Origin of the sequence: Achromobacter sp. SIMBA_011 (assembly GCF_046535435.1) — a bacterium.
GTDB classification, from domain to species: Bacteria; Pseudomonadota; Gammaproteobacteria; order Burkholderiales; family Burkholderiaceae_B; genus Achromobacter; species Achromobacter dolens.
Genome location: NZ_JAWRWN010000008.1, coordinates 1 through 24,284 on the forward strand (window position 1 = coordinate 1; position 24,284 = coordinate 24,284).

Annotated in this window: 20 protein-coding genes and 1 other RNA gene; 19 read left to right on the plus strand and 2 right to left on the minus strand. The window is 66.7% G+C overall.

All coding sequences use genetic code 11. The annotated features are described in order from the left end of the window. Positions 1 to 411 precede the first annotated feature (411 nt). Complete coding sequence (locus tag SB816_RS23080) at positions 412 to 777, plus strand: DUF4870 family protein (protein WP_054501922.1); 366 nt, start codon at positions 412 to 414, stop codon at positions 775 to 777. Between the two features lie 187 nt (positions 778 to 964). Further along, complete coding sequence (locus tag SB816_RS23085) at positions 965 to 1,192, plus strand: hypothetical protein (RefSeq protein ID WP_410547596.1); 228 nt, start codon at positions 965 to 967, stop codon at positions 1,190 to 1,192. 383 nt (positions 1,193 to 1,575) lie between these two features. On the opposite strand, the gene SB816_RS23090 is transcribed toward SB816_RS23085, so the two are convergent. Then, positions 1,576 to 1,854, minus strand: a complete 279-nt coding sequence (locus SB816_RS23090) for an SWIB/MDM2 domain-containing protein (protein ID WP_006217453.1) — start codon at positions 1,852 to 1,854, stop codon at positions 1,576 to 1,578. A gap of 147 nt (positions 1,855 to 2,001) precedes the next feature. Between SB816_RS23090 and SB816_RS23095 the strand changes: the two genes are divergently transcribed. Further along, positions 2,002 to 3,195 (plus strand): M20 aminoacylase family protein, encoded by a 1,194-nt coding sequence (locus SB816_RS23095; protein WP_049071372.1) that lies wholly within the window; start codon positions 2,002 to 2,004, stop codon positions 3,193 to 3,195. Positions 3,196 to 3,206: 11 nt separating this feature from the next. Continuing rightward, a complete protein-coding gene (gene pyrC / locus SB816_RS23100; RefSeq protein WP_054501920.1) occupies positions 3,207 to 4,271 on the plus strand; it encodes a dihydroorotase in 1,065 nt (354 codons plus the stop codon). Between the two features lie 76 nt (positions 4,272 to 4,347). Here pyrC and SB816_RS23105 read toward each other — a convergent pair whose 3' ends face one another. Then, positions 4,348 to 6,183 carry an ATP-binding cassette domain-containing protein gene (locus SB816_RS23105; RefSeq protein WP_054501919.1) on the minus strand — a complete coding sequence of 612 codons (1,836 nt, stop codon included), beginning with the start codon at positions 6,181 to 6,183 and terminating at the stop codon, positions 4,348 to 4,350. Between the two features lie 110 nt (positions 6,184 to 6,293). On the opposite strand from SB816_RS23105, the gene rnpB reads away from it, so the two are divergent. The 15 genes from rnpB to ftsZ all read left to right on the plus strand — a co-directional run bounded on the left by rnpB (position 6,294) and on the right by ftsZ (position 24,179). After that, an RNA gene (gene rnpB, locus SB816_RS23110) (RNase P RNA component class A) lies at positions 6,294 to 6,699 on the plus strand. Positions 6,700 to 7,023: 324 nt separating this feature from the next. Then, positions 7,024 to 7,452, plus strand: coding sequence for a division/cell wall cluster transcriptional repressor MraZ (gene mraZ, locus SB816_RS23115; RefSeq protein WP_006392946.1), 429 nt, complete (start codon positions 7,024 to 7,026; stop codon positions 7,450 to 7,452). Between the two features lie 7 nt (positions 7,453 to 7,459). Then, a complete protein-coding gene (rsmH, locus tag SB816_RS23120; protein WP_054501918.1) occupies positions 7,460 to 8,557 on the plus strand; it encodes a 16S rRNA (cytosine(1402)-N(4))-methyltransferase RsmH in 1,098 nt (365 codons plus the stop codon). Then, on the plus strand, positions 8,557 to 8,847 hold the full coding sequence (ftsL, locus tag SB816_RS23125; protein ID WP_049071379.1) for a cell division protein FtsL: 291 nt from the start codon (positions 8,557 to 8,559) through the stop codon (positions 8,845 to 8,847). Before rsmH ends, ftsL begins: the two co-directional genes overlap by 1 nt. After that, on the plus strand, positions 8,844 to 10,571 hold the full coding sequence (locus tag SB816_RS23130; RefSeq protein ID WP_054419225.1) for a peptidoglycan D,D-transpeptidase FtsI family protein: 1,728 nt from the start codon (positions 8,844 to 8,846) through the stop codon (positions 10,569 to 10,571). The genes ftsL and SB816_RS23130 overlap by 4 nt, the downstream gene beginning before the upstream one ends. After that, complete coding sequence (gene murF, locus SB816_RS23135; protein WP_410547597.1) at positions 10,568 to 13,432, plus strand: bifunctional UDP-N-acetylmuramoyl-L-alanyl-D-glutamate--2,6-diaminopimelate ligase MurE/UDP-N-acetylmuramoyl-tripeptide--D-alanyl-D-alanine ligase MurF; 2,865 nt, start codon at positions 10,568 to 10,570, stop codon at positions 13,430 to 13,432. The genes SB816_RS23130 and murF overlap by 4 nt, the downstream gene beginning before the upstream one ends. Continuing rightward, positions 13,422 to 14,591, plus strand: coding sequence for a phospho-N-acetylmuramoyl-pentapeptide-transferase (gene mraY, locus SB816_RS23140; RefSeq protein ID WP_049071384.1), 1,170 nt, complete (start codon positions 13,422 to 13,424; stop codon positions 14,589 to 14,591). The genes murF and mraY overlap by 11 nt, the downstream gene beginning before the upstream one ends. Beyond that, entirely contained in the window at positions 14,588 to 16,120 is a 1,533-nt protein-coding gene (gene murD, locus SB816_RS23145) for a UDP-N-acetylmuramoyl-L-alanine--D-glutamate ligase (RefSeq protein WP_410547598.1), read from the plus strand. The genes mraY and murD overlap by 4 nt, the downstream gene beginning before the upstream one ends. Next, on the plus strand, positions 16,117 to 17,310 hold the full coding sequence (gene ftsW, locus SB816_RS23150; RefSeq protein WP_054501915.1) for a putative lipid II flippase FtsW: 1,194 nt from the start codon (positions 16,117 to 16,119) through the stop codon (positions 17,308 to 17,310). Before murD ends, ftsW begins: the two co-directional genes overlap by 4 nt. Next, positions 17,307 to 18,386, plus strand: a complete 1,080-nt coding sequence (murG, locus tag SB816_RS23155; protein ID WP_410547599.1) for an undecaprenyldiphospho-muramoylpentapeptide beta-N-acetylglucosaminyltransferase — start codon at positions 17,307 to 17,309, stop codon at positions 18,384 to 18,386. The genes ftsW and murG overlap by 4 nt, the downstream gene beginning before the upstream one ends. Next, entirely contained in the window at positions 18,383 to 19,789 is a 1,407-nt protein-coding gene (murC, locus tag SB816_RS23160; RefSeq protein ID WP_064527137.1) for a UDP-N-acetylmuramate--L-alanine ligase, read from the plus strand. Before murG ends, murC begins: the two co-directional genes overlap by 4 nt. Next, on the plus strand, positions 19,786 to 20,736 hold the full coding sequence (locus SB816_RS23165; protein ID WP_054501912.1) for a D-alanine--D-alanine ligase: 951 nt from the start codon (positions 19,786 to 19,788) through the stop codon (positions 20,734 to 20,736). The genes murC and SB816_RS23165 overlap by 4 nt, the downstream gene beginning before the upstream one ends. A 12-nt stretch (positions 20,737 to 20,748) precedes the next feature. Next, on the plus strand, positions 20,749 to 21,573 hold the full coding sequence (locus tag SB816_RS23170; RefSeq protein WP_020925135.1) for a cell division protein FtsQ/DivIB: 825 nt from the start codon (positions 20,749 to 20,751) through the stop codon (positions 21,571 to 21,573). 4 nt (positions 21,574 to 21,577) lie between these two features. Next, positions 21,578 to 22,804, plus strand: a complete 1,227-nt coding sequence (ftsA, locus tag SB816_RS23175) for a cell division protein FtsA (protein WP_006217473.1) — start codon at positions 21,578 to 21,580, stop codon at positions 22,802 to 22,804. Positions 22,805 to 22,994: 190 nt separating this feature from the next. After that, positions 22,995 to 24,179, plus strand: a complete 1,185-nt coding sequence (gene ftsZ, locus SB816_RS23180) for a cell division protein FtsZ (RefSeq protein ID WP_054501910.1) — start codon at positions 22,995 to 22,997, stop codon at positions 24,177 to 24,179. Positions 24,180 to 24,284: the final 105 nt, after the last annotated feature.

The window sequence follows — 24,284 nt, forward strand, 5'->3', positions numbered from 1 at the left end:
TCCTTCCCATCCCGAACAGGACAGTGAAACGCCTTTGCGCCGATGATAGTGGACGGACGTCTGTGAAAGTAGGTCATTGTCAGGCTTTTATTGCTCAAAACCCCGCAGGCTAACGCCTGTGGGGTTTTGTCTTTTGGGGCGCGCCACACCCTGAAAAGAAACCCCGAAAAGAAACCCCCGTGCGGCTTGCGCCGCACGGGGGTTTTTGTTTTCCACATAGCGCCCGCGACGGAATTCCAGGGCGATCCTGTCATTGATCGTTGTGGTTTCGACTCCTGAAAATCGCTTGCGATAAGCCCCCGCAGCGAGCCTGCAACCCGCGCCAGCATTGAATGTGCCCAAATAACAACGCTCGTGGGGCGGCTGGCTTTGTGCGGTAAGATTGACCGAGTCAATTGTTGGAGCGTAATCGTGAGTGATACCCAGACCCCCGCGCCCGGTACGGCATTAGACCTGCGCACGCTGACCCATGTCGCCTATGGTTTGTTCGCCCTGGGCTTTCTGACCAGTGGTTTCCTGGGCATCGCCACCCTGGCGGCTGTCGTGCTGATGTACCTGAAGCGCTCGGACGTCGCCGGCACCGTTTATGCCACCCATTTCGACTGGCTGTTGCGCACCTTCTGGTGGGCGTTGCTCTGGCTGGCCATCAGCAGCCTGGCGCTGATCATCTACATTGGCTGGATCGGTGTAGTCGCGACGGTAGTGTGGGGCTTGTATCGCCTGATCAAGGGCTGGCTGGCCCTGCTGGAAGGCGCTGCGCCGACCTCCTACGCCTGATTCCGGGCGCTCGCACTAAAAAGCCGGCTGACGCCGGCTTTTTTTCGTTCGGGACCACGCCGTGGCGTTGACGCGCTGGCGGCGGAACTATCTGGATGGGCGATCGCTCGCCATTGACTGTCTCGCGGCCATCACAGGGTAAGGCGCGAACGCCGCGAGGGGCCTTTTGGAGGTAGTGGCGAGCGTCATGTTGCTGCACGATGAACCGCGCGGCTTGGCGGCGTTGGTGCGGATGGCGCAGGTGTTGCTGGACCTGGCGCAAGGGCCGCAGTTCAGCAATGCCGCGCTTGATGTTGCGGCCGATGACCAGCGCGCTGGCGAGTTGCTTCGCCTGTTCGATCGGGCGCCGCCCCACGACCGTATATCTACTCGCTGGTATCTTCGCGTATGGCCGCACAGCGATCGGCGGCCTTGACGTTTCGCGCCTGCTTGCTCGATGAAGCGCAGATCGTCGCGTGCCGAGCATGGCGAGTCATGAGAGATCGCGGACCTTTGCTGAGCAGCATTGCGTTCAGGACGCCGACCCGTACGCGCGGCTGCCACGACAGCGTGAGGGTGCTCATGCATCTCGATCGAGACCGCAATGATGTTGCCCACGCGATTCGACGCGACAGCGTTCGCATGCAAGACGGATGAGGTGGGGAGGAAGGCCGTGCCCATCGCGGGTATGGGACTGGCTGGACAAGGCGCAAAGCCTGTGGCGGCGGGGATCTTCGGAAGTCGGGTCCGCCCGGCGTTCTAGCCAGGGCGTCGCGACAGTATCGAGGCAGGGACGTACAGGGTACGCCCTTTGCCTGCTTACTTCAGATGTGCGTTGACCAGTTTGGTCAGTTCGAACATCGTGACCTGATCCTTGCCAAAGATCGGGCGCAGCTTGGCATCGGCGTTGATGTTGCGCTTGTTGCTCGCATCTTGCAGGTTGTGCTTCTTGATGTATTCCCAGATCTTCTTGGTGACCTCGGTGCGCGGCACGGCTTCCGAACCGATCACAGCGGCCAGTTCGGCGCTGGGAGTCAGGGGCTTCATGAATGCAGCGTTCGGCTTGCGCGCGGTCGCGGGTTTGGAGGTTGTGGCCATAATGCGGCGCTCCTTCTCTGGCTGTTGGAAAAATTGTCCTGCGGCCGGAGCATAACGTGTCTCTCCCGTAAAGACAAAGGCATTTATCCTCTGTAGCAACTAAAATATCCCCACTGTCCCCCCTCTCACGTCATTCTGTAACCTCCTATGTACGCACGTTCTCCTTTGGAATCAATTCGCCTGTTCCATGACGAATTGACGGCGCTGCGGCGCGACTTGCATGCCCATCCCGAGCTTGGCTTCGAAGAGGTCCGGACGTCCGGGATCGTCGCAGGTGCGCTTGAGGCGCTTGGAATCGAGGTGCATCGCGGAATTGGCAAGACCGGCGTGGTGGGCGTCATCCGCGGCAAACGCTGCGACAGCGGCCGCATGATCGGCCTGCGTGCCGACATGGATGCGCTGCCGATGACGGAGGACAACGAATTCGGGCACAAGTCGACCAAGCCGGGCCTGATGCACGGTTGCGGCCACGACGGCCATACTGCTGTGTTGATCGGGGCGGCGAAGTATCTGGCGCAGACGCGCAATTTCGATGGCACGGCCGTGCTCATCTTCCAGCCGGCCGAGGAAGGACGCGGTGGCGCCAAGGCCATGATGGAGGACGGGTTATTCGATACCTTTCCGTGCGATGCCATCTATGCCTTGCACAACTGGCCGGGCTTGAGGCCCGGCACCATCGGCATCAATCCGGGGCCGATGATGGCCGCGGCAGACCGCTTCGAGATCCTGATCACAGGCCGTGGCGGCCACGGCGCGCATCCTTATCAGACGATTGACCCGGTCACGATCGCCGGCCAGGTCATCACGGCATTGCAGACCATCGTGTCGCGCAACGTCAATCCGCTGGATTCCGCGGTGGTGTCGATCGGGTCCCTGCAGGCGGGCCACCCTGGCGCGATGAGCGTGATCCCGCGCGAGGCGCGGCTGGTGGGCACGGTGCGCACATTCCGCAAGTCGGTGCAGGAGATGGTCGAGACGCGCATGCGCGAACTGGTGACGGCGATCGCCGGCGCCTTCGGCGGCACGGCCGAACTGACTTACGAACGCATCTATCCCGCGACCCTGAACACGCCACAGCATGCCAACCTGGTCGCCGACATCGCCACCGAGATGATCGGCAAGGAAAACGTGGTGCGCGATCTGGTGCCGTCGATGGGGTCGGAGGATTTCTCCTTCATGCTGCAGAGCAAGCCCGGCGCCTACTTCCGCCTGGGGCAGGGCGGCGCCGAATCCGGCTGCGTGCTGCACAACTCGCATTTCGATTTCAACGATGCCGTCATTCCCCTGGGCAGCGCGATGTTCTGCGCGCTGGCCGAACGGGGCATGCCCCTGGCAGATTAAGAAGCCTCTACATGTCCACGCAAAACACCAATCAACTGATCATCACCCGCCCCGACGACTGGCACCTGCATCTGCGCGACGGCGCGGCGCTGGAAGCGGTCGTTGCGGATACGGCGCGGCAGTTCGCCCGCGCCATCATCATGCCCAACCTGAAGCCGCCGGTGACCACCACCGAGCAGGCGCTGGCCTATCGCGGCCGCATCCTGGCGGCGTTGACCAAGGCGGGCGGCGATGCGGGCGCCTTCACGCCGCTGATGACGCTGTACCTGACCGACAATACCTCGGCCGAGGAGATCTTCCGCGCGCACGAGTCGGGCCAGGTCTACGCGGTCAAGCTGTATCCCGCGGGCGCGACCACCAATTCCGACGCCGGCGTGACCGACTTGCTGGGCAAGTGCGCCAAGGCGCTGGAAGCGCTGGAAAAGTGCGGCATGCCGCTGTTGGTGCATGGCGAAGTGACGGATCCGTCGATCGACGTGTTCGACCGCGAGGCGATCTTCGTGGAGCGCGTGATGAAGCCGCTGCGCCGCGCGTTTCCGGCCTTGAAGGTGGTGTTCGAGCACATCACCACCAAGGAAGGCGCCGAATACGTGCGCGATGCCGAAGGGCCTATCGCGGCCACGATCACGCCGCAGCACATGCTGTACAACCGCAATGCGATTTTCCAGGGCGGCGTGCGACCGCATTGGTACTGCCTGCCGATCCTGAAGCGTGAGACGCACCGCTTGGCGCTGGTGGAGGCCGCGACCAGCGGCAGCCCGCGCTTCTTCCTGGGCACCGACAGTGCGCCGCATGCCCGCGGCCTGAAGGAGCATGCCTGCGGCTGTGCCGGTTGCTATACCGCCCTGCATGCGATGGAACTGTACGCGACCGCGTTCGATGCGGTCGGCAAGCTGGATAAGCTGGAAGGATTCGCCAGCTTCCACGGCCCTGATTTCTATGGGCTGCCGCGCAACACTGGCAAGCTGACGCTGGTGCGCGAAAGCTTCCAGATTCCGGACGAGGTGCCGTTCGGCAACACCGCGCTGGTCCCGCTGGCCGCTGGCGAGACGCTGGCCTGGCGCGCGTCGGTCTGAGCGCGGCGACCGCCCTCCGACTATATATAGAGGGCGGTGCGGGAAGCGCCGCGGGCGCTGCGGTAACGGGACTGGATCAGAGGGCGCTTTCGCGGCGCGCCTCGAGCAATTCCCAGCGCGCGAACTTTTCCTCGAGTTCGCTTTCCAGCTTGGACAGCTCGCTGTTGATGCGTTCGACTTCGGCGGGCGCATCGCGGTAAAGGCTGCCGTCGGCGAGCTTGCCGGCCAGTTCGGCTTGCTGCGCTTCGAGCGCGGCGATGGCTTCGGGCAGGCCTTCGAGTTCGCGCAGCTCCCACGAATTCATCTTGGCGGCGCGGGCCGGCTTGGGCTTGGCGGCCTTGGCGCGGGCCGCGGCTTCGTCGGCCGCGCGCGCCGCCTTGGCTGCGTCTTCCTGCGCCGCGGCGACCGGCGCCGGCGCGGGGCGCTGGGCTACCCATTCGTCATAGCCACCGACGTAGTCGCGCCAGTGGCCGTTGCCTTCGTAGGCGATGGTCTGCGTGACGACGTTGTTCAGGAAGGCCCGGTCGTGGCTGACCAGCAGCACGGTGCCCGAGTATTCCTGCAGCAGTTCTTCAAGCAGTTCCAGCGTTTCGATATCGAGGTCGTTGGTCGGTTCGTCCAGCACCAGCACGTTGGCCGGACGCGCGAACAGGCGCGCCAGCAGCAGACGGGCGCGTTCGCCACCCGACAGGCTGCGCACCGGCGAACCGGCGCGGGCGGGCGAGAACAGGAAGTCGCCGAGATAGCTCATGACGTGCTTGCGGGTGCCGCCGATCTCGACCCACTCGCTGCCCGGACTGATGATGTCGACCAGCGTCGCGTTCTCGTCGAGCTGGGCGCGCATCTGGTCGAAGTAGGCCACCGACACGTTGGTGCCCAGGCGGGTCGTGCCGCTGTCCGGCTGCATCTCGCCCAGGATCAGCTTTAGCAGCGTGGTCTTGCCGGCGCCATTGGGGCCGATGATGCCGATGCGGTCGCCGCGCAGGATGGTGGTGGAGTAGTCGTCCACCACGATCTTGTCGCCGAAGCGTTTGCCGACATGGTCGAGTTCGGCCACGAGCTTGCCCGAGCGCTGGCCCTCGGCCAGCGCCAGCGACACGTCGCCGACCCGTTCGCGACGCTCGGCGCGTTCGACGCGCAGGCGTTCCAGGCGGCGCACGCGGCCTTCATTGCGGGTACGGCGTGCCTCCACACCCTTGCGGATCCAGACTTCCTCCTGGGCCAGCAGCTTGTCGAAGCGGGCCTGTTCGAGGCGTTCGGACTCCAGCCACTGGGCCTTGCGCTCCTGCCATTGCGAGAAGTTGCCGGGGAAGCTGAGCAGCCGGCCGCGGTCCAGCTCGACGATGCGGGTGGCCACGGAATCCAGGAAGCGGCGGTCGTGGGTGATGATGACGGCGGCGCCCTTCCAGGTGCGCAGCATTTCTTCGAGCCAAGCGATGCCGTCGAAGTCGAGGTGGTTGGTGGGTTCGTCCAGCAGCAGCAGATCGGGTTCTTCGACCAGCGCGCGGGCCAGCGCGACGCGCTTGCGGGTGCCGCCCGACAGGCCGGCGATCTGGACGTCCGCAGGCAGGCCGAGCTTTTCCAGCACGGCGCGCACGCGCGAGGGGCGCTGCCAGTCTTCATGGTCGCCGTCGACATTGCAGACCACGTCGAACACGGTGGCGTTCTCGTCCAGTTCCGGTTCCTGTTCGACCGTGGCCACGCGCAGGCCCGAGCTGCGGGCGATGTCGCCATCGTCCGGCACGGTGCGGCCGTCCAGCAGCCGCAGCAGCGAGGACTTGCCGGCGCCGTTGCGGCCGATGAGGCCGATGCGCTCGCCGGCCTGAATGGCGAAGTCGGCGTGGTCCAGCAGCGGGTGGTGGCCATAGGCCAGCTGGATGTCGGTCAGGGTGATGAGCGTTGCGAGGGCCATGTGGGTCGGGTCGTTCTTGCGGCGGATAAGCGGATCAGACCGGTATTGTCGCAGGAACCCGCGCCGCTGTTCGGGGACGGAGCGGCGACCTGTACTAGAATACGCACCGCAAGGCGGGTCGGGCGATCGCGGTGGATGCGAGTCCATCGAGGAAGGTCCGGACTCCACAGGGCAGGGTAGCGGCTAACGGCCGTCCGGTCGCGTCTTCGGACGCGGTCGAGGAACAGGGCCACAGAGACGAGTCTGCGGGGCGGGCGCGCCAGTCGCGCACCGATACGGCCATCTCCGTATCGCGCCGGTCGGCAACGGCCGGCGGCATCGCAGGGTGAAACGCGGCAACCTCTACCCGGAGCAACATCAAATAGGCATGCGTGCGGCTTTCGGGTCGCGAAGGGCGGCTCCGTCCGAGCATGCGGGTAGATGGCTACAGCGGCTCAGCAATGATCCGCGCAGAGGAATGATCGTCCGCCAGGGAAACCTGGTGTACAGAATCCGGCCTATAGACCCGTCTTGCATTGGATTTCCGATCGACGCGTGGCGCCGCGGCGCTTTTTTCTCGCCGCGATATCCGCCACCTGGCGCGCAACGCCCGCCAGTCTTCGGCAAGCGGGCCGGGTAAAACAATGCAAAGGCATTGTTAGCCGCCACTTCTTAAGAAGCACTTTTAGATAGTGACGCAACCTCCTGATTTATTGGGAGGTTTTTCTTTTTGCGTATTTACAAGTTGCTCTAAGTCCTTGTTGTGATTGAAAAAATTGCAACCGCGCGCTTGACCGCCCCATTGCCATACCGTAGAGTGGGAAATAGTAGGAAATTGTGCAATTAAGTGGGGTAAAAGTGGTGTTTCAGGGAAGCAGCGCGCTCACGCTGGATGCCAAGGGACGGATCTCGATTCCGACCCGGCATCGTGACGCGCTGATGGCGCAGGCCGAAGGCCGCCTGACCCTGACCCGCCACCCAGACGGCTGCCTGCTGGTGTACCCGCGGCCCGAGTGGGAAAAGAAGCGCGAGCAGATTGCCGCCTTTCCCATGACGGCGCGCGCGTTGCAGCGGCTGTTGCTGGGCAACGCTCAGGACGTGGAACTGGACGGCTCCGGCCGCGTCCTGATCGCGCCTGAACTGCGCAACGCTTCCGGTATGACGCGCGATGTGATGCTGCTCGGTCTGGGCGCCCACTTCGAGCTGTGGGATGCCGCTACCCTGGCCAGCCGCGAGGCTGAGGACCTGGCCAAGGGTATGCCGGATGTGTTGAATCAGTTTTCGTTCTGAAAGAGTTATGGAATTCGAACATCGGCCCGTCCTGCTGGAGCCGACGGTGGACGCGCTGTTGCTGGCCGATTTCGGCGGCAAGGGCGCGGCACGGTCGCACGTCCAGGACGAGCCGGCCGCGGCTACGCGAGCGGAACGGGGTGTCTTCGTGGACGGCACCTTTGGGCGCGGTGGCCACAGCCGCGAGCTGCTCGGCCGCCTCGGTCCGGCGGCCCGCCTGGTGGTGTTCGACAAGGATCCCGAGGCGATCGCGGTGGCCAATGCGTTGGCGGCGGCGGATTCCCGGGTGACGGTGGTGCATGGGGGCTTTGCCACCATGGCCGAAGAGTTGCGGCAGCTCGGCATCGACAAGGTCGATGGCGTGATGCTGGATCTGGGGGTGTCGTCGCCTCAGATCGACGATGCCGAGCGCGGTTTCTCGTTCATGCGGGACGGCCCGCTCGACATGCGGATGGACACCACTCGTGGACCCACGGTGGCGGATTGGCTGGCGCAAGCCAGTGTGGATGAGATGCGGGAGGTCATAGCGGATTATGGCGAAGAACGGTTTGCTTTTCAGGTTGCAAAGGCGATTGCTGCTCGCCGCGCAACAAGGCCGCTGCGCACCACGCTCGAGCTTGCCGAGTGCGTCGCCAGCGCCGTCCGCACGCGCGAAAAGGGGCAGCATCCGGCCACACGCACCTTTCAAGCTCTACGGATTTACATCAATCGGGAACTCGAAGAGCTCGCGCGCACCCTCGCGTCAGCTCTAGACCTGCTTGCCCCGGGGGGGAGGTTGGCGGTGATCAGCTTTCATTCGCTTGAAGACCGTATGGTCAAGCAGTGCATCGCGGCGGCGGCTCGTCCGGCAGCCGCGCATGCGCGCCTGCCCCTGCGCGAAAGCGAAATGCCCCAGCCGGTGCTGCGTTCCCTGGGGCGCGTGCTGGCCGAAGACGATGAGGTCTCGGCCAATGCGCGCGCCCGTTCGGCCGTGCTGCGCGTGGCCGAACGCACCGCCACGCCCTTGCCCGCCGAGGGCGGCATGGCGTTCGTGAAAATCGGGTCGCTGCCGGGCAGCGATCTGGCTCCGCCGCCTCGCCGCGGCGGCAAGGGAGGGCGCCGCTGATGGGTCGCGTCAACCTGATCGTTGCGGCTTTGCTGATGCTGTCGGCCATTTCCCTGGTCACCAGCCGGTATCAGTCGCGCCAGCTCTTCGTCGAGCTGGGCCGCGATCAGGCGCAGGAGCGCGACCTGGAAACCAACTGGCGGCGTCTGCAGTTGGAGCGCGCCGAGCTGGCGCGCAACGCCCGGGTTGACGTGATCGCGCGCGACAGCCTGAAGATGATTCCCATCGTGCCTGACCGCACGCTCTATCTGAATCAGGCGCCGGTGCCGGCCAGCGGAGGTGCCCAATGAAGCGCGTTCCGTTCTTCGACAATCCGGTGCTGCGCGGGCAACTGCCGACCTGGCGCGCGCGTCTTGTGCTGATCCTGCTGTTTGGCGGTTTCACCGTGCTGGCCGGCCGCGCGTTGTTTCTGCAAGGGTTGTCTACCGAATTCCTGCAGCAGCAAGGCGAGCGTCGCTATGAGCGCACCCTGACGCTGTCCGCCACCCGCGGCAAGATCATGGACCGCAACGGCGCGGTGCTGGCCTCCAGCGTGCCGGCGCGCGCCATCTGGGCCATTCCCGAGGATCTGAAGCAGGCGACCCCGAGCCAGCTGGACTCGCTGGCCAAATTGCTGGAAACGCCGATCGCCGACTTGCGCCGCCGGGTCGAGGAAGACAAGAACTTCGTCTACCTGAAGCGCCAGGTCTCGATGGACGTGGCCGACAAGATCAAGCAGCTCGGCCTGCCGGGCGTGCACCAGCAGCCCGAGACCCGCCGCTACTACCCGGACGGCGACGTGATGGCCCACGTGGTGGGTTTCAACAGCGTCGAGGACCAGGGCCAGGAAGGCGTCGAACTGACCTTCAACCAGCAATTGTCGGGACGCCCGGGCAGCCGCCGCGTCATCAAGGACCGGCTGGGCCGCGTCATCGAGGACGTGCAGGCCGTGACGCTGCCGGTGGATGGCCGCGACCTGCGGCTGTCGATCGACACCCGCCTGCAGTACCTGGTGTTCAAGGAACTGAAGGACGCGATGGACAAGCACCAGGCCAAGGGCGCCACCGCCGTGGTCGTGGACGTCCATACCGGCGAGATCCTGGCGCTGGCCAACGTGCCGACGTTCGACCCGAACAAGCGCGAGACCTTCCACGGCGCCAACCTGCGCAACCAGGCCATCACCGATACGTTCGAGCCCGGCTCGATCATGAAGCCGTTCACCGCCGCGCTGGCGCTGGACCTGGGCCGCATCACCACCTCGACCCTGTTCGAGACCGGCAACGGCCGCTTTACGTATCAAGGCAGCACGATCAGCGACGTCAGCCGCAACGGCACGCTGGACGTGGCCGGCGTGCTGCGCAAGTCCAGCAACATCGGCATGACGATGATCTCCGAGAAGCTGGAATCGCGCGAGATGTGGGACCGCTTCACCGAACTGGGCCTGGGCCAGGCCCCTCAAGTGGGATTCCCCGGCGCGGCCCCCGGCCGCCTGCGTCCGTGGGACCGCTGGCGCCTGATCGAGAAGGCCACCATGGCCTATGGCTATGGCCTGTCGGTGTCGCTGCTGCAAGTGGCGCGCGCCTACACCGTCTTCGCCCGCAATGGCGACATGGTGTCGCTGACCCTGGTCAAGCGCGACAGCGATCCGACCAGCGTCAAGATCTATACGCCCAAGACCACCGCGCTGGTGCGCGGGATGCTGGAGGCCGCCACCGGGCCGGACGGCACCAAAGCCGCCCAGGTCCAGGGTTACCGTGTGGCCGGCAAGAGCGGCACCGCGCGCAAGATTGTCGACGGCAAGTACAGCACGCAGCGGTATCGCAGTTCGTATGTGGGCTTTGCGCCGGTGTCCGATCCCAAGATCGTGGTGGCCGTCTCGATCGACGAGCCCACGGTCGGTGGTTATTACGGCGGCGCGATCGCCGCGCCCGTGTTCTCCCACATTGTCGGCGGGAGTCTGCGGCTGATGGGGGTGCGGCCGGACGCGCCCTTCGAATCGACAATTGTTGCTGGTATCAAGGAGCCAGGCAGATGAGCGCCAAAGGCTTCCTCTCATCCCCCGCCGCCACGGTCGAACAAGCCGTGGCGTGGTTGCATTCGCGCGTGTCGTTGACCGCGCACCTGAAGCTGGACTCCCGCGAGATCGAGCCGGGCGACGTGTTCGTCGCCTGCCCGGGCCTGTCCAGCGACGGCCGTCTATATATAGAGAAGGCGTTGGCGCTGGGCGCCAGCGCAGTGCTGTTCGAGGCGCCCGCGACCGAGGCCATCGAGGCCGCGGCCGCCGCCGGCGATACGCCGATGCTGCCGGTGACCGGCTTGCGCGCCCTGCTGGGCGAGCTGGGCGACACCTGGTACGGCCGGCCGTCGTCGACCCTGGCCGTGGTGGCCGTGACCGGCACCAATGGCAAGACTTCGTCGGTGCAATGGATCGCCCACGCGCTGGGCCGCAACGACAAGCCCTGCGGCACCATTGGCACCTTGGGCGCCGTGCTGCCCGACGGGCAGACGCTGGGCGGCCATCTCACGACCCCGGACGTGCTGACCGTGCACCGCCTGCTGGCCGCCATGCGCGACGCCGGCGCCAAGGCGGTGGCGATGGAAGCGTCTTCGATCGGCATCGAGCAGGGCCGCATGGATGGCGTGCGGGTGGCGCTGGCCGCCTACACCAACCTGACGCGCGATCACCTCGACTATCACGGCACGATGGAACGTTACGAGGCGGCCAAGGCCAGCCTGTTCCGCTGGCCGGGCCTGAGCGCGGCGGTGGTGAACGCCGACGATGAAGCCGGGCGCCGCCTGATCGCCTCGCTGCCGGCGGACCTGTCGGTGATGGGCTACAGCCTGAGCGCGGACCCGGCGATTCCCGCCGCGATGCGCGCGCGCGACCTGCAGGCCACCGCGCAAGGCCAGATCTTCACGCTGGTGTCGCCGCATGGCGAGGCCCAGATCGTGACGCGCCTGCTGGGGGCGCACAATGTTTCCAACCTGCTGCTGGTGGCGGGCGTGCTGTACAAGCTGGGCCTGCCATTCGCGCAGATCGCGCGCGAGCTGGCCGCGACCGATCCGGTCGATGGCCGCCTGCAGACCGTGGAACCGGTTGCCGCCAGCACGCAGGCCCACTCGGGTCGTGGCGCGCTGGTGGTGGTGGATTACTCCCACACCCCAGATTCGCTGGCGCGCGCGTTGATGGCATTGCGCCCGGTGGCGCAGGCGCGCGCCGGCCGCCTGGTGTGCGTGTTCGGTTGCGGCGGCGACCGCGACGCCGGCAAGCGCCCCGAGATGGGCCGCATCGCCGCCGAACTCGCGGACCACGTGGTGGTGTCCAGCGACAACCCGCGCAGCGAGTCGCCCGAAGCGATCGTGGCGCAGATCCTGGCCGGCATTCCGGCGTCGGCGGCGGTCGAGGTGCAGGTCGACCGCGCCCGCGCCATCATGCGGGCCATCTGGGCCAGCGCGCCCGAGGACGTGGTGCTGCTGGCTGGCAAGGGCCACGAAACCTATCAGGAGATCGCCGGCGAGAAGCTGCCGTTCGACGATCGCGAATGGGCGCGGCTGGCGCTGCTGCTGCCGCTGGTCAAGGGCGTTTCCACGGATACGCGGCGCATCGGCGCTGGCGAGCTGTTCGTGGCGCTGGTGGGCGAGAACTTCGACGCGCACAACTACCTGGACCAGGCCGCCGAACGCGGCGCCTGCGCCGCGGTGGTGGCGCACGCCGTGCCGGAATCGAACCTGCCGCAACTGGTGCTGGGCGATACCCGCGTGGCACTGACGCGCATCGGCGCGGCCTGGCGCGCCCGCTTCACGCTGCCGGTGGTGGCTGTGACGGGCAGCAACGGCAAAACCACCACCAAGGAAATGATCTCGGCCATGCTGGCGGTCTGGCGCGGCGAGACAGGTCGGCTGGCCACGGCCGGCAACCTGAACAACGACATCGGCGTGCCGCTGACGCTGCTGCGCCTGCGTCCGGAGCATCGCGCGGCCGTGTTCGAACTCGGCATGAATCATCCGGGCGAAATCGCCCAACTGGCTGCCATCGCGGCGCCCAGCGTGGCGCTGGTGACCAATGCCCAGCGCGAGCACCAGGAATTCATGCACTCCGTGGAAGCGGTCGCGCTGGAAAACGGCGCCGCCATCTCGGCGCTGCCGGCGGACGGCGTGGCCGTCTATCCGGGCGACGAGGCTTACTCGACCATCTGGGACAAGCTGGCCGCTCCACGCCGGGTCTTGCGCTTTGGCCTGCAGCCCGGTCTGGACGTCTATGCCGAGCAGATCCTGGCGGACGTCGATTCGACGCGCTGCCGCGTGGTGACCCCGATGGGCAGCGCCGACTTGACGCTGCCGGTGCCCGGCGTGCACAACCTGCGCAATGCGCTGGCGGCAATCGCCAGCGCCATCGCCGCCGGCGCGCCGCTGGATGCCGCCGTGCGCGCGCTGGCTGGCTTCAGCCCGGTCGCGGGCCGGATGCAGCACAAGAAATTGAGTGACGGAACGTTGCTCATCGATGACACCTACAATGCCAACCCCGACTCGGTTCGCGCGGCCATCGATGTGTTGGCCCGCATGGCCGGCACGCGTGTCCTGGTTCTGGGCGACATGGGCGAAGTCGGGGACAACGGCCCCGCCATGCATGAAGAGGTGGGCAATTACGCGCGCGAGCTTGGCCTCGACGCGCTTATCACGCTAGGCGATGCCAGCCGGGCGGCCGCGGCCGCCTACGGCACGGGCGCGCACGCCTGCGCATCGGTAGACGAAGTCGTTGCCGCATTGCGCGGCCTGCGCGCGTCCTGCGTATTGATAAAGGGATCGCGCTTTATGCGCATGGAGCGGGTAGTGACGGCTTTTATTTCGAATGACGGGCAAGCGTCCAAGGGGCAGGGGGACAACCATGCTGCTTGAGATCGCCCGTCTGCTTTCCGATGATGTGCGCGCGCTGGGCGTGTTCGAGTACATCACGCTGCGCGCGGTGCTGGCGTGCGCCACGGCGCTGCTGATCGGCCTGGTGGCCGGCCCGCGCGTGATCCGCAAGCTGACCGAGATGAAAATCGGCCAGGCCGTGCGTTCGTATGGCCCGGAAAGCCACCTGGTCAAGACCGGCACCCCGACCATGGGCGGCGTGCTGATCCTGATTTCCATCGCCATCAGCACGTTGCTCTGGGCCGACTGGACCAACCGCTTCGTCTGGGTGGTGCTGCTGGTGACGTTCGGCTTTGGCTGGATCGGCTGGATGGACGATTACCGCAAGGTGGTCTATCGCGATCCCGAGGGTATGCCGGCGCGTCAGAAGTTCTTCTGGCAGGCGACCATCGGGCTGGTGGCCGCGGTCTACCTGGCGTTCGCCGTGTCGGCGCCGGCCAACACCGAACTGTGGCCGCTGTTCAAGGCCTGGGTCGGAAGCGGCTTCACGATGTCGCTGCCGACGCGCGCCGACCTGATCGTGCCGTTCTTCAAGACCGTCAGCTATCCGCTGGGCGTGCTCGGCTTCGTGGCGTTGACGTGGGCCGTGATCGTCGGCACCAGCAATGCCGTCAACCTGACCGACGGCCTGGATGGCCTGGCGATCATGCCTACCGTGATGGTTGGCAGCGCGCTCGGCATCTTTGCCTACGTGGTCGGCCGCGTCGACTATTCGAAGTACCTGCTGTTCCCCTACATCCCCGGCGCCTCGGAATTGATGGTGCTGTGCGCGGCGATCGGGGGCGCGGGGCTGGCATTTTTGTGGTTCAACGCGTATCCGGCGCAGGTCTTCATGGGCGACGTCGGCGCGCTGGCGCTGGGCGGCGCGCTGGGCACCATCGCGGTCATCGTGCGCCAGGAGATCGTGCTGTTCATCATGGGCGGCGTGTTCGTGGTCGAGACCCTGTCGGTGATGATCCAGGTGACGTGGTTCAAGTACACCAAGCGACGTTATGGAACAGGTCGACGCATATTCCGCATGGCTCCGCTGCATCATCACTTCGAAGTGGGCGGCTGGAAGGAAACCCAGGTGGTCGTGCGTTTCTGGATCATCAGCATGATGCTGGTGCTGATTGGCCTCTCTACCCTGAAGTTGCGATGAATACGATGGAAACCTCCCGCGCCGACGCGCCGCTTGTCCTGATCCTTGGATTGGGCGAGTCGGGCGTGGCCGCCGCACGCTGGAGCGCCCGCCAGGGCGCCCGCCTGCGGGTGGCCGACACGCGCGCGGAGCCGGGTGGACTGGACGCGTTGCGTGATGCGCTGGCGCAGGCCGAGGTCGAGTACCGCCTGGGCTGCGATACGTCTTTCGACGTCGCGTTGCTGGACGGCGTGAGCCAGATCGTCGTCAGCCCGGGACTGGCGCCCGAAGGCGCGCCGGCCGGCGATCTGCTGCGCGAGGCCAAGGCGCGCGGCATCGAGATCATCGGCGAGATCGAATTGTTCGCGCGGGCGCTGGCCGAATTGGCCGAGACCCGCGAATATCGCCCACGCGTGCTGGCCGTGACCGGCACCAATGGCAAGACCACCGTCACCGCGCTGACGCGCGATCTGGTCGCGGCCAGTGGCCTGTCGGTGCTGGCCGCCGGCAACATCAGCCCGGCGGCGCTGACCGCGCTGATGCAGGCGCTGGATGCCGACGATCTGCCGCAGGTGTGGGTGCTGGAGCTGTCGAGCTTCCAACTCGAGACCACGCATACGCTGATGGCCGACGCGGCCGTCGTGCTCAACGTGACGCAGGACCATCTGGACTGGCATGGCGGCATGGACGCCTATGCGCGCGCCAAGGCGCGCCTGTTGAAGATGACGCGCATCGCCATCGTCAACCGCGATGACCCCCATACCGTGGACATGGTGCCGTCGCTGGCTGCCATGCCGGTGCGCAGCTTTGGCCGCGACGTGCCGGAACTGGTCGGCGACATGGGCCTGGAGCTGGGCCAGGGCGTGGCCTGGCTGGTGGCGGCCGAGCCGGTCGACTTCGATGAGCCCGTCGCGCCGGTGCGCCGCAAGAAGGACGCGCCGGAGCCGACGCGTGCCAAGGGCCGCATGAGCCGCCTGATGCCGGTCGATGCCTTGCGTATCCGCGGCATCCACAATGCCTTGAACGCACTGGCCGCGTTGCAGTTGGCGCGTTGCCTGGATCTGGGCTGGGGCCCGATGCTGCGGGCCCTGCGCGAATACGCCGGCGAACCGCATCGCGCCGCCTTCGTGCGCAGTATCGGCGGCGTGGACTACATCAACGACAGCAAGGGCACCAACGTTGGCGCCACCGTGGCCGCGCTGGAAGGCATGGGCCAGCCGGTGGTGCTGATCGCCGGCGGCCAGGGCAAGGGCCAGGACTTCTCGCCGCTGATCCCGGTGGTGTCGCGCCACGCGCGCGCCGTGTTGCTGATTGGCCAGGACGGCCCCGAGATCGGTCGGGTGCTGGGCGCCACCGGCGTCGACTGCATCGCCGTCGAATCGCTGCGCGACGCCGTGCGCCGCGCCGCCGACCTGGCGCAGGCCGGCGACGTGGTGCTGCTGTCGCCGGCCTGCGCCAGCCTGGACATGTTCCGCAATTACCCGCACCGCGGGCAAGTGTTCGTGGAAGAGGTCGAAGACCTGGCCCGCGACCGGGGAGAGGTGGCATGAGCCTGATCGCCGATCTCACCGCCAGCGTCAACGCCGTACGGCCCGGCCGTACCCGCATGCGCAATTTCGACATGCCGCTCGCGATTGCGGCGTCGACCTTGCTGCTGCTCGGCCTGCTGATGGTGTATTCGGCGTCGATCGCGCTGGCCGACGGCCCGCGCTATGCCTCCTATGGCCGCTATTACTTTGTCATTCGCCATGGCCTGTTCGTCACTGCCGGCCTGGTGGCGGGCGCCGTCGTGCTGGCGATTCCGATCCGCGTGTGGCAACGCCTGGCGGTGCCGCTGTTCGTGGTGGCAATGGTGCTGCTGGTGGCGGTGCTGGTGCCCGGCATCGGCCGCGAGGTCAACGGCGCGCACCGCTGGATCCCGCTGGGTCCGCTGAATTTCCAGCCGTCGGAACTGATGAAGCTGGCCGCGCTGCTCTACGCCGCCGACTACACCGTGCGCAAGCAGGAACACATGCAGGCCTTTGCCCGCGGCTTCCTGCCGATGGCGTTCGCGCTGGCCGGCGTCGGCATGCTGCTGCTGCTCGAGCCCGACCTGGGCGCCTTCATGGTGATCGTGGCGATCGCGATCGGCATCCTGTTCCTGGGCGGCATCAACGGCAAATACTTCAGCAGCCTGCTGGCGGTGCTGGTCGGCACCTTCCTGATGCTGATCTGGCTGTCGCCGTGGCGCCGCGCGCGCCTTTTCGCCTACCTGGATCCCTGGAACGAAGACAACGCCTACGGCAGCGCCTACCAGCTTTCGCATTCCCTGATCGCCCTGGGGCGCGGCGAATGGCTGGGCGTGGGGCTGGGCGCCAGCGTCGAGAAATTGCACTACCTGCCCGAGGCCCATACCGACTTCCTGATGGCGGTGGTGGGAGAGGAACTGGGTTTCGCCGGCGTGATGCTGGTGATCACGCTGTTCGCCATCATCGTCTACCGCGGTTTCGACATCGGCCGCCAGGCCATTGCCATGGAACGCACGTTCGCGGGCCTGGTGGCGCACGGCGTGGCGATGTGGTTCGGGGTGCAGGCCTTCATCAACATGGGCGTGTGCCTCGGGCTGTTGCCGACCAAGGGCCTGACGCTGCCGCTGATGAGCTATGGCGGTTCGGGCGTGGTGATGAACCTGTGCGCCCTGGCCATGCTGATCCGGGTGGACGTGGAAAACCGCATCATGATGCGCGGAGGACGGGTATGACCGCGTCGTCGCGCACCATCCTGATCATGGCCGGCGGCACCGGCGGCCACATCATGCCCGGCCTGGCCGTGGCCGACGTGCTGCGCCAGCGCGGCTGGCGCGTACTGTGGCTGGGCAACCCGGACAAGATGGAAGGCAAGCTGGTGCCGCCGCGCGGCATCGAACTGGTGCCGCTGCGTTTCGCCGGCGTGCGCGGCAAGGGCGTGACGGCGCTGCTGAAGCTGCCGTTCCTGCTGGTGCGCGCCTTCGCCCAGGCCTGGGCGCGACTGTCGTCCGTGCGTCCGGACGTGGTGCTGGGCATGGGCGGCTATGTCGCCTTTCCGGGCGGCGTCATCGCGACGTTGCGTGGCACGCCGCTGGTGGTGCACGAGCAGAACGCGGTGGCCGGCACCGCCAACAAGTGGCTGGCCAGGATGGCGCGCCGCGTGCTGAGCGGGTTCCCCGGCGTGCTGCCCAAGGGCGAGGTCATGGGCAACCCGGTGCGCGTCGACCTGTGCGCCTTGCCCGATCCGGCGCGGCGCTATGCCGCCCGCAGCGGCCCGTTGCGGCTGCTGGTGGTGGGTGGCAGCTTGGGCGCCCAGGCGCTCAATACCACCGTGCCGCAAGCGCTGGCTCGACTTCCGCAGGCGGACCGTCCGGTGGTGGTGCACCAGGCCGGCGAGCAACATTTGCCGGCGCTGCAGCAGGCCTACGCCCAGGCGGGCGTGACGGCCGACTGCCGCGCCTTCATCGACGACATGGCCGGCGCCATGGGCGAGGCCGACCTGCTGGTCTGCCGCGCGGGCGCCATGACGGTGTCCGAAGTGGCCGCCGTCGGCGTCGCGGCGCTGTTCGTGCCGCTGCCCCATGCCATCGATGATCACCAAACCGCCAACGCGCGCTTCCTGAGCGACGCGCAGGCCGCGTGGCTGCAGCCGCAGAACGCCTTCAGCCCCGAGTGGCTGGCGGACTGGCTGGGCCAGCGTTCCCGCCAAGAACTGCAAGCCGTCGCAGAACGGGCCCGCGCGCACGCGCGCCCGGAAGCGGCGGCGCATATCGCCGACGTCTGTGAACAAGCAGCGGGGCGTTCATCATGAAACACAGAATCCAGCATATCCATTTCGTAGGCGTCGGCGGTTCCGGCATGAGCGGCATCGCCGAGGTGCTGCTCAACCTGGGCTACACCATAAGCGGTTCCGACCTGAACGAGTCGGCCGTGACGCGCCGCCTGGCCGGCCTTGGCGTGAATATCGCCATCGGCCACGTCGCCAGCAATGTCACCGGCGCCGACGCCATCGTCACGTCGACCGCGGTGGCGGGCGACAACCCCGAAGTCATCGCGGCCCGCGCCGCCCGCATCCCGGTGGTGCCGCGCGCCATCATGCTGGCCGAGCTGATGCGCCTGAAGCGCGGCATCGCGGTGGCCGGCACGCATGGCAAGACCACCACCACCAGCCTGGTGGCCAGCATCCTGGCCGCCGGCGATCTGGATCCGACCTTCGTGATCGGCGGGCGCCTGAATTCCGCCGGGGCCAATGCGCGCCTGGGGCAGGGGGACTACATCGTGGTCGAGGCCGACGAATCCGACGCTTCGTTCCTGAACCTGCTGCCGGTGATGGCCATCGTGACCAACATCGACGCGGACCACATGGACACCTATGGCCACGACGTGGCCCGCCTCAAGAGCGCGTTCATCGAATTCACCCAGCGCCTGCCGTTCTACGGCAGCGCGGTGCTGTGCACCGACGACGCCAACGTGCGCGAGATCATGCCGTTCGTGTCGCGCCCCATCACCTCGTATGGCCTGAACGAAGACGCGATGGTGCGCGGCTACGAAGTGCAGGCCGACGGCACGCGCATGCGCTTCAACGTGCAGCGCAGCCACCGCGACACGCTGCTGCCGCCGCTGCAGGTGGAGCTGAACCTGCCGGGCCTGCACAACGTGCGCAACGCGCTGGCGGCGATCGCCGTGGCAACCGAGCTGGGCGTGGCCGATGAAGCCATCCGCGACGCGCTGGCCTCGTTCAAGGGCGTGGGCCGCCGCTTCACGCAGACGGGCGAATTCCCGGTGCCGGCCGCGCATGGCGGCGGCACCTTCACGGTGATCGACGACTACGGCCACCACCCCGTGGAAATGGCCGCCACGCTGGCCGCCGCCCGCGGCGCCTGGCCCGACCGCCGCATCGTGCTGGCATTCCAGCCGCATCGCTACACGCGCACCCGCGACTGTTTCGAGGATTTCGTGCGCGTGCTGGGCACGGCCGACGCGGTGCTGCTGACAGAGGTCTATGCCGCCGGGGAGCCGCCGCTGGTGGCCGCCGACGGCCGCGCCCTGTCGCGCGCCCTGCGCGTGGCCGGCAAGGTCGAGCCGGTGTTCGTCGAGGACGTGGCCGACCTGCCGCAGGCGGTGGTCGATTTCGTGCGCGACGGCGACGTGGTGATCGTCATGGGGGCGGGCTCGATCAGCAAGGTCCCGGCCCAAGTTGGAGAATTGGCATGAGCGCGAAATTCGGCAAGGTGGGTGTGTTGTACGGCGGCCGTTCCGCCGAACGCGAAGTGTCCCTGATGTCCGGGGCTGGCGTGCACCAGGCGCTGCTCAGCGCCGGCGTCGACGCGCACCTGTTCGACACGGGCGAGCGCAGCCTGGCCGAGCTGGCCGCCGAGGGCTTCGAGCGCGTGTTCATCGCCCTGCATGGCCGCTTCGGCGAAGACGGCTCGATCCAGGGCGCGCTCGAATTGCTGGGCATCCCCTATACCGGCAGCGGCCCGCTGGCCTCGGCCCTGGCCATGGACAAGACCATGACCAAGCGCGTGTGGCTGCAGCATGGCCTGCCCACGCCGGAATTCGAATTGCTGGACGCCGACACGGAACTGCGCCTGGTGCCGGACCGCCTGAGCCTGCCGCTCATCATCAAGCCGCCGCACGAGGGCTCGACCGTGGGCATCACCAAGGTGGTGGGCTATTCCGACATGAAGGAAGCCTACGCGCTGGCCGCCAGGTTCGATGCCGAGGTGCTGGCCGAGCAGTTCATCCAGGGCCGCGAGCTGACCGTGGCGGTGCTGGGCGGCGGCAAGACCGCGCGCGCGCTGCCGGTGATCGAGATCGCCGCGCCCGGCGGCAACTACGACTACGAGCACAAGTACTTCTCCGATGACACGCAGTACTTCTGCCCGGCCGCGTTGCCGCCGGCCGTGGCCGAGGAGGTCGCCGACATCGCGGTGCGCGCCTATCGCGCGCTGGGCTGCGAAGGCTGGGGCCGCGCCGACTTCATGCTGGATGCCGACAACCGCCCCTGGCTGCTTGAAATGAATACCTCGCCCGGCATGACCAGCCATTCGCTGGTGCCGATGGCGGCCCGCGCCACCGGCATGAGCTATGCCGAGCTGTGCGTGGCGATCCTGGCCGACGCCTCGTGCAAGTTGCACAGCGCCGCTCGCAATACTTGACCCGGACATTCTGTGTGGAACGACGCTCGCACGACCAACCTGATCGCCAACACGCTTGCCGTGCTGGCGGTCTGCGCCATGCTCCTGGCGGGCGTGGTGTGGGTGGCGCAGCGTCCGTATTTCACGCTGTCGGCCATCGAGCTGGAGTCCACGCCGGACTCCGAGCTGCACTATGTCTCGCCGGGCGCGGTGCGCGCGGCGATCGCGGGGCGCTTCAAGGGCAACTTCTTCACGGTGGACCTGGACGACGCGCGCGAGATCTTCGAGTCGGTGCCATGGGTGCGCCACGCCACCGTGCGGCGGATCTGGCCGAATGTGCTGCGCGTGCGCATCGAGGAGCAGCAGCCGCTGGCGCTGTGGAACGAGAACCAGATGATCAACACCTGGGGCGAGGCGTTCACGGCCAACACGGGCGAAGTGGACGACGAGACGGTGCTGCCGCAGTTCTCCGGGCCCGAGGGCACCGAGTCGCTGGTGGTGCAACGCTACGCCGAGCTGGCGCGCTGGTTCGCGCCGCTCGATATGCATGTCAAGCAGCTGGAGCTGAGTCCGCGCTACGCCTGGCGCGTGGTGCTGTCCAACGGCATGCTGCTGGACCTGGGCCGAGATCCGGGCGCCGATGCGCCGGATCCGCACGGCCTGCCCGGCGCGCTGCCGTTCGCGGCGCGCATTCAACGTTTTGTTCAGGCCTGGCCGGCCGTGGCGGGGCGCCTGGAAGGGCGCACCATCACGCAGGCCGACCTGCGCTATCCCAATGGTTTCGCCCTGGCGCTGGCCCCGTTGCCCGCGTCGGCAAACAAACCCAAATCCACACCGAAACCTCCCAAGAAACGCTAACGCCATGACCCGTGACATCAAGGACCTTATCGTCGCCCTCGATATCGGCACCAGCAAGGTGGTGGCTGTGGTGGCTGAAATCCTGCCCGAAGGGCGATTCGAAGTGCTTGGCCTCGGCCAGCACGAATCGCGCGGCATGCGCAAGGGCGTGGTCGTCAATATCGAGACCACTGTGAATTCGATTCAGCGCGCGCTTGAAGAAGCCGAGCTGATGGCAGATTGCAAGATCCGAGACGTCTACACCGGCATTGCCGGCAGCCATATCCGCAGCTTCAATTCCAGCGGCATGGTCGCCGTCAAGGACAAGGAAGTCACCGCCACCGACGTCGCCCGCGTCATCGAGACCGCCAAGGCGGTGAACATCCCGACCGACCAGCAGGTGCTGCACGTGCTGACCCAGGAGTTCATCGTCGACGGCCAGGAAGACATCCGCGAACCCATCGGCATGAGCGGTTTGCGGCTGGAAGTGCGCGTGCACATCGTGACCGGCGCCGTCAGCGCCGCGCAGAACATCGTCAAGTGCGTGCGCCGCTGCGGCCTGGAAGTGCAGGACCTGATCCTGCAGCCGCTGGCCTCCAGCCTGGCCGTGCTGACCGCCGACGAAAAGGAGCTGGGCGTCGTCCTGGTGGACATCGGCGGCGGCACCACCGACGTGGCGATCTTCACCGGCGGCGCGATCCGCCACACCGCCGTGCTGCCGATCGCCGGCGACCAGATCACCAACGACATCGCGGCCATGCTGCGCACGCCGACGCCCGATGCCGAGGAAATCAAGCTTCGCTATGGCGTGGCCAAGCAGGTGCTGGCGAGCCCGGACGAGTCCGTGGAAGTGCCGGGCCTGGGTGACCGCGGCCCGCGCCAGGTCAAGCGCCAGGCGCTGGGCGCCGTGATCGAGCCGCGCGTCGAAGAACTGTTCACGCTGGTGCAGCAGGTGGTGCGCGACTCCGGCTACGAGGACCTGCTGGCTTCCGGCGTGGTGCTGACCGGCGGCTCGGCGCAATTGCCCGGCATGATCGAACTGGCCGAGGACGTGTTCCTCAAGCCGGTCCGCGTGGCGGTGCCCGAATACGAAGGCAGCCTGGCCGACGTGATGCGCAATCCGCGCTTCTCGACCGTGATGGGGCTGTTGCAGGAGGCGCGTATGCAACGCGTGCGCGGCCGCAAGGTCGCCGCGCAGACCGGCAATTTCAAGAGCCTGCTGGCGCGCATGAAGGAATGGTTCATGAATTGAAGAGGGGGGCAGGTTGGGGCCTGCTCCTTGGCACGATCCGCGGCGGTAGGGCGGGCCGGGCCAGAAAGGGGAGGCGTCTCAAACCCGTTGCGGACCAAAGCAGTCGGCTTCGGCTTTGAGGCGATTCACAAAATATAGGTTGTTGGGGAATTTTTGTGATTTGCAAAATCGGACTTGTGAGGGAGTCATCATGATGAACTTTGAGATGCTTGAGAACAACACCAAAGGGACCGTAATCAAGGTCGTTGGTGTGGGCGGTGCGGGCGGCAATGCCGTCGCGCACATGATTCGCAGCGGCGTGCACGGCGTGGATTTCATCTGCGCCAACACCGATGCGCAGGCACTGGCGGCGACCAACGCCCCGGTGCAGATCCGCCTGGGCCGCACCGGCCTGGGCGCGGGCGCCAAGCCCGAGCAAGGCCGCGCGTCGGCCGAAACCGCGCGTGAAGAGATCCGTGCCGCCCTGAACGGCGCGCACATGGTCTTCATCACCGCGGGCATGGGCGGCGGCACCGGCACGGGCGCAGGTCCGGTCGTGGCCGAAGTCGCCAAGGAGCTGGGCATTCTGACGGTGGGCGTGGTCACCAAGCCCTTCTCGTTCGAAGGTAACAAGCGCCTGAAGATGGCCGAAGACGGCATTGCCGAACTGGCCAAGCACGTGCATTCGCTCATCGTGGTGCTCAACGAGAACCTGTATGAACTGATGGACGAGGACGCGACGCAGGAAGACTGCTTCCGTTCGGCCGACGACATCCTGCACAACGCGTGCGCGGGTATCGCCGAAATCATCAACGTCGAAGGCAACGTCAACGTCGACTTCGAAGACGTCAAGACGATCATGGGCGAGCAGGGCCAGGCCATGATGGGCACGGCATCGGCTTCGGGCGCTGACCGCGCCCGCGTCGCCGCCGAGCACGCCATCGCCTGCCCGCTGCTGGAAGGCGTGGACCTGAACGGCGCGCGCGGCGTGCTGGTCAACATCACCGCCAGCCGCTCGCTGAAGATGCGCGAAACGCGCGAAATCATGGAAACGATCCGCAGCTACGCTTCGGACGACGCGACCGTGATCTTCGGCACCGCCTACGACGAATCGATGGGTGAAAACCTGCGCGTGACCGTGGTTGCGACCGGCCTGGGCCGTGCGCAGGCGCGTCCGCAACTGGTGCAGAGCACCGCTGAAGTGCTGCGCACCGGCACCGACAACATGCCCATGGGCACGATGCCGGCCGCCGGTCAGGGTGATTACCGCAATCTGGACATGCCGTCTGTCATGCGCAACCCGCGCAGCCAGGCGTCGGCCCAGGTGCGCGCGCTGGAAAGCTCGGGCATGGATCATTTCGACATCCCCGCTTTCCTGCGTAAGCAGGCGGATTGAACCTGGAGCCTGGTTTCAGGCTCTATATGCACTCCCTCATCTCCGGCTTGCCTGTCCCCGCGGGCAGGCCGGAGGCGGAGCGGTCCGTGTTTTGATTGTGTGACG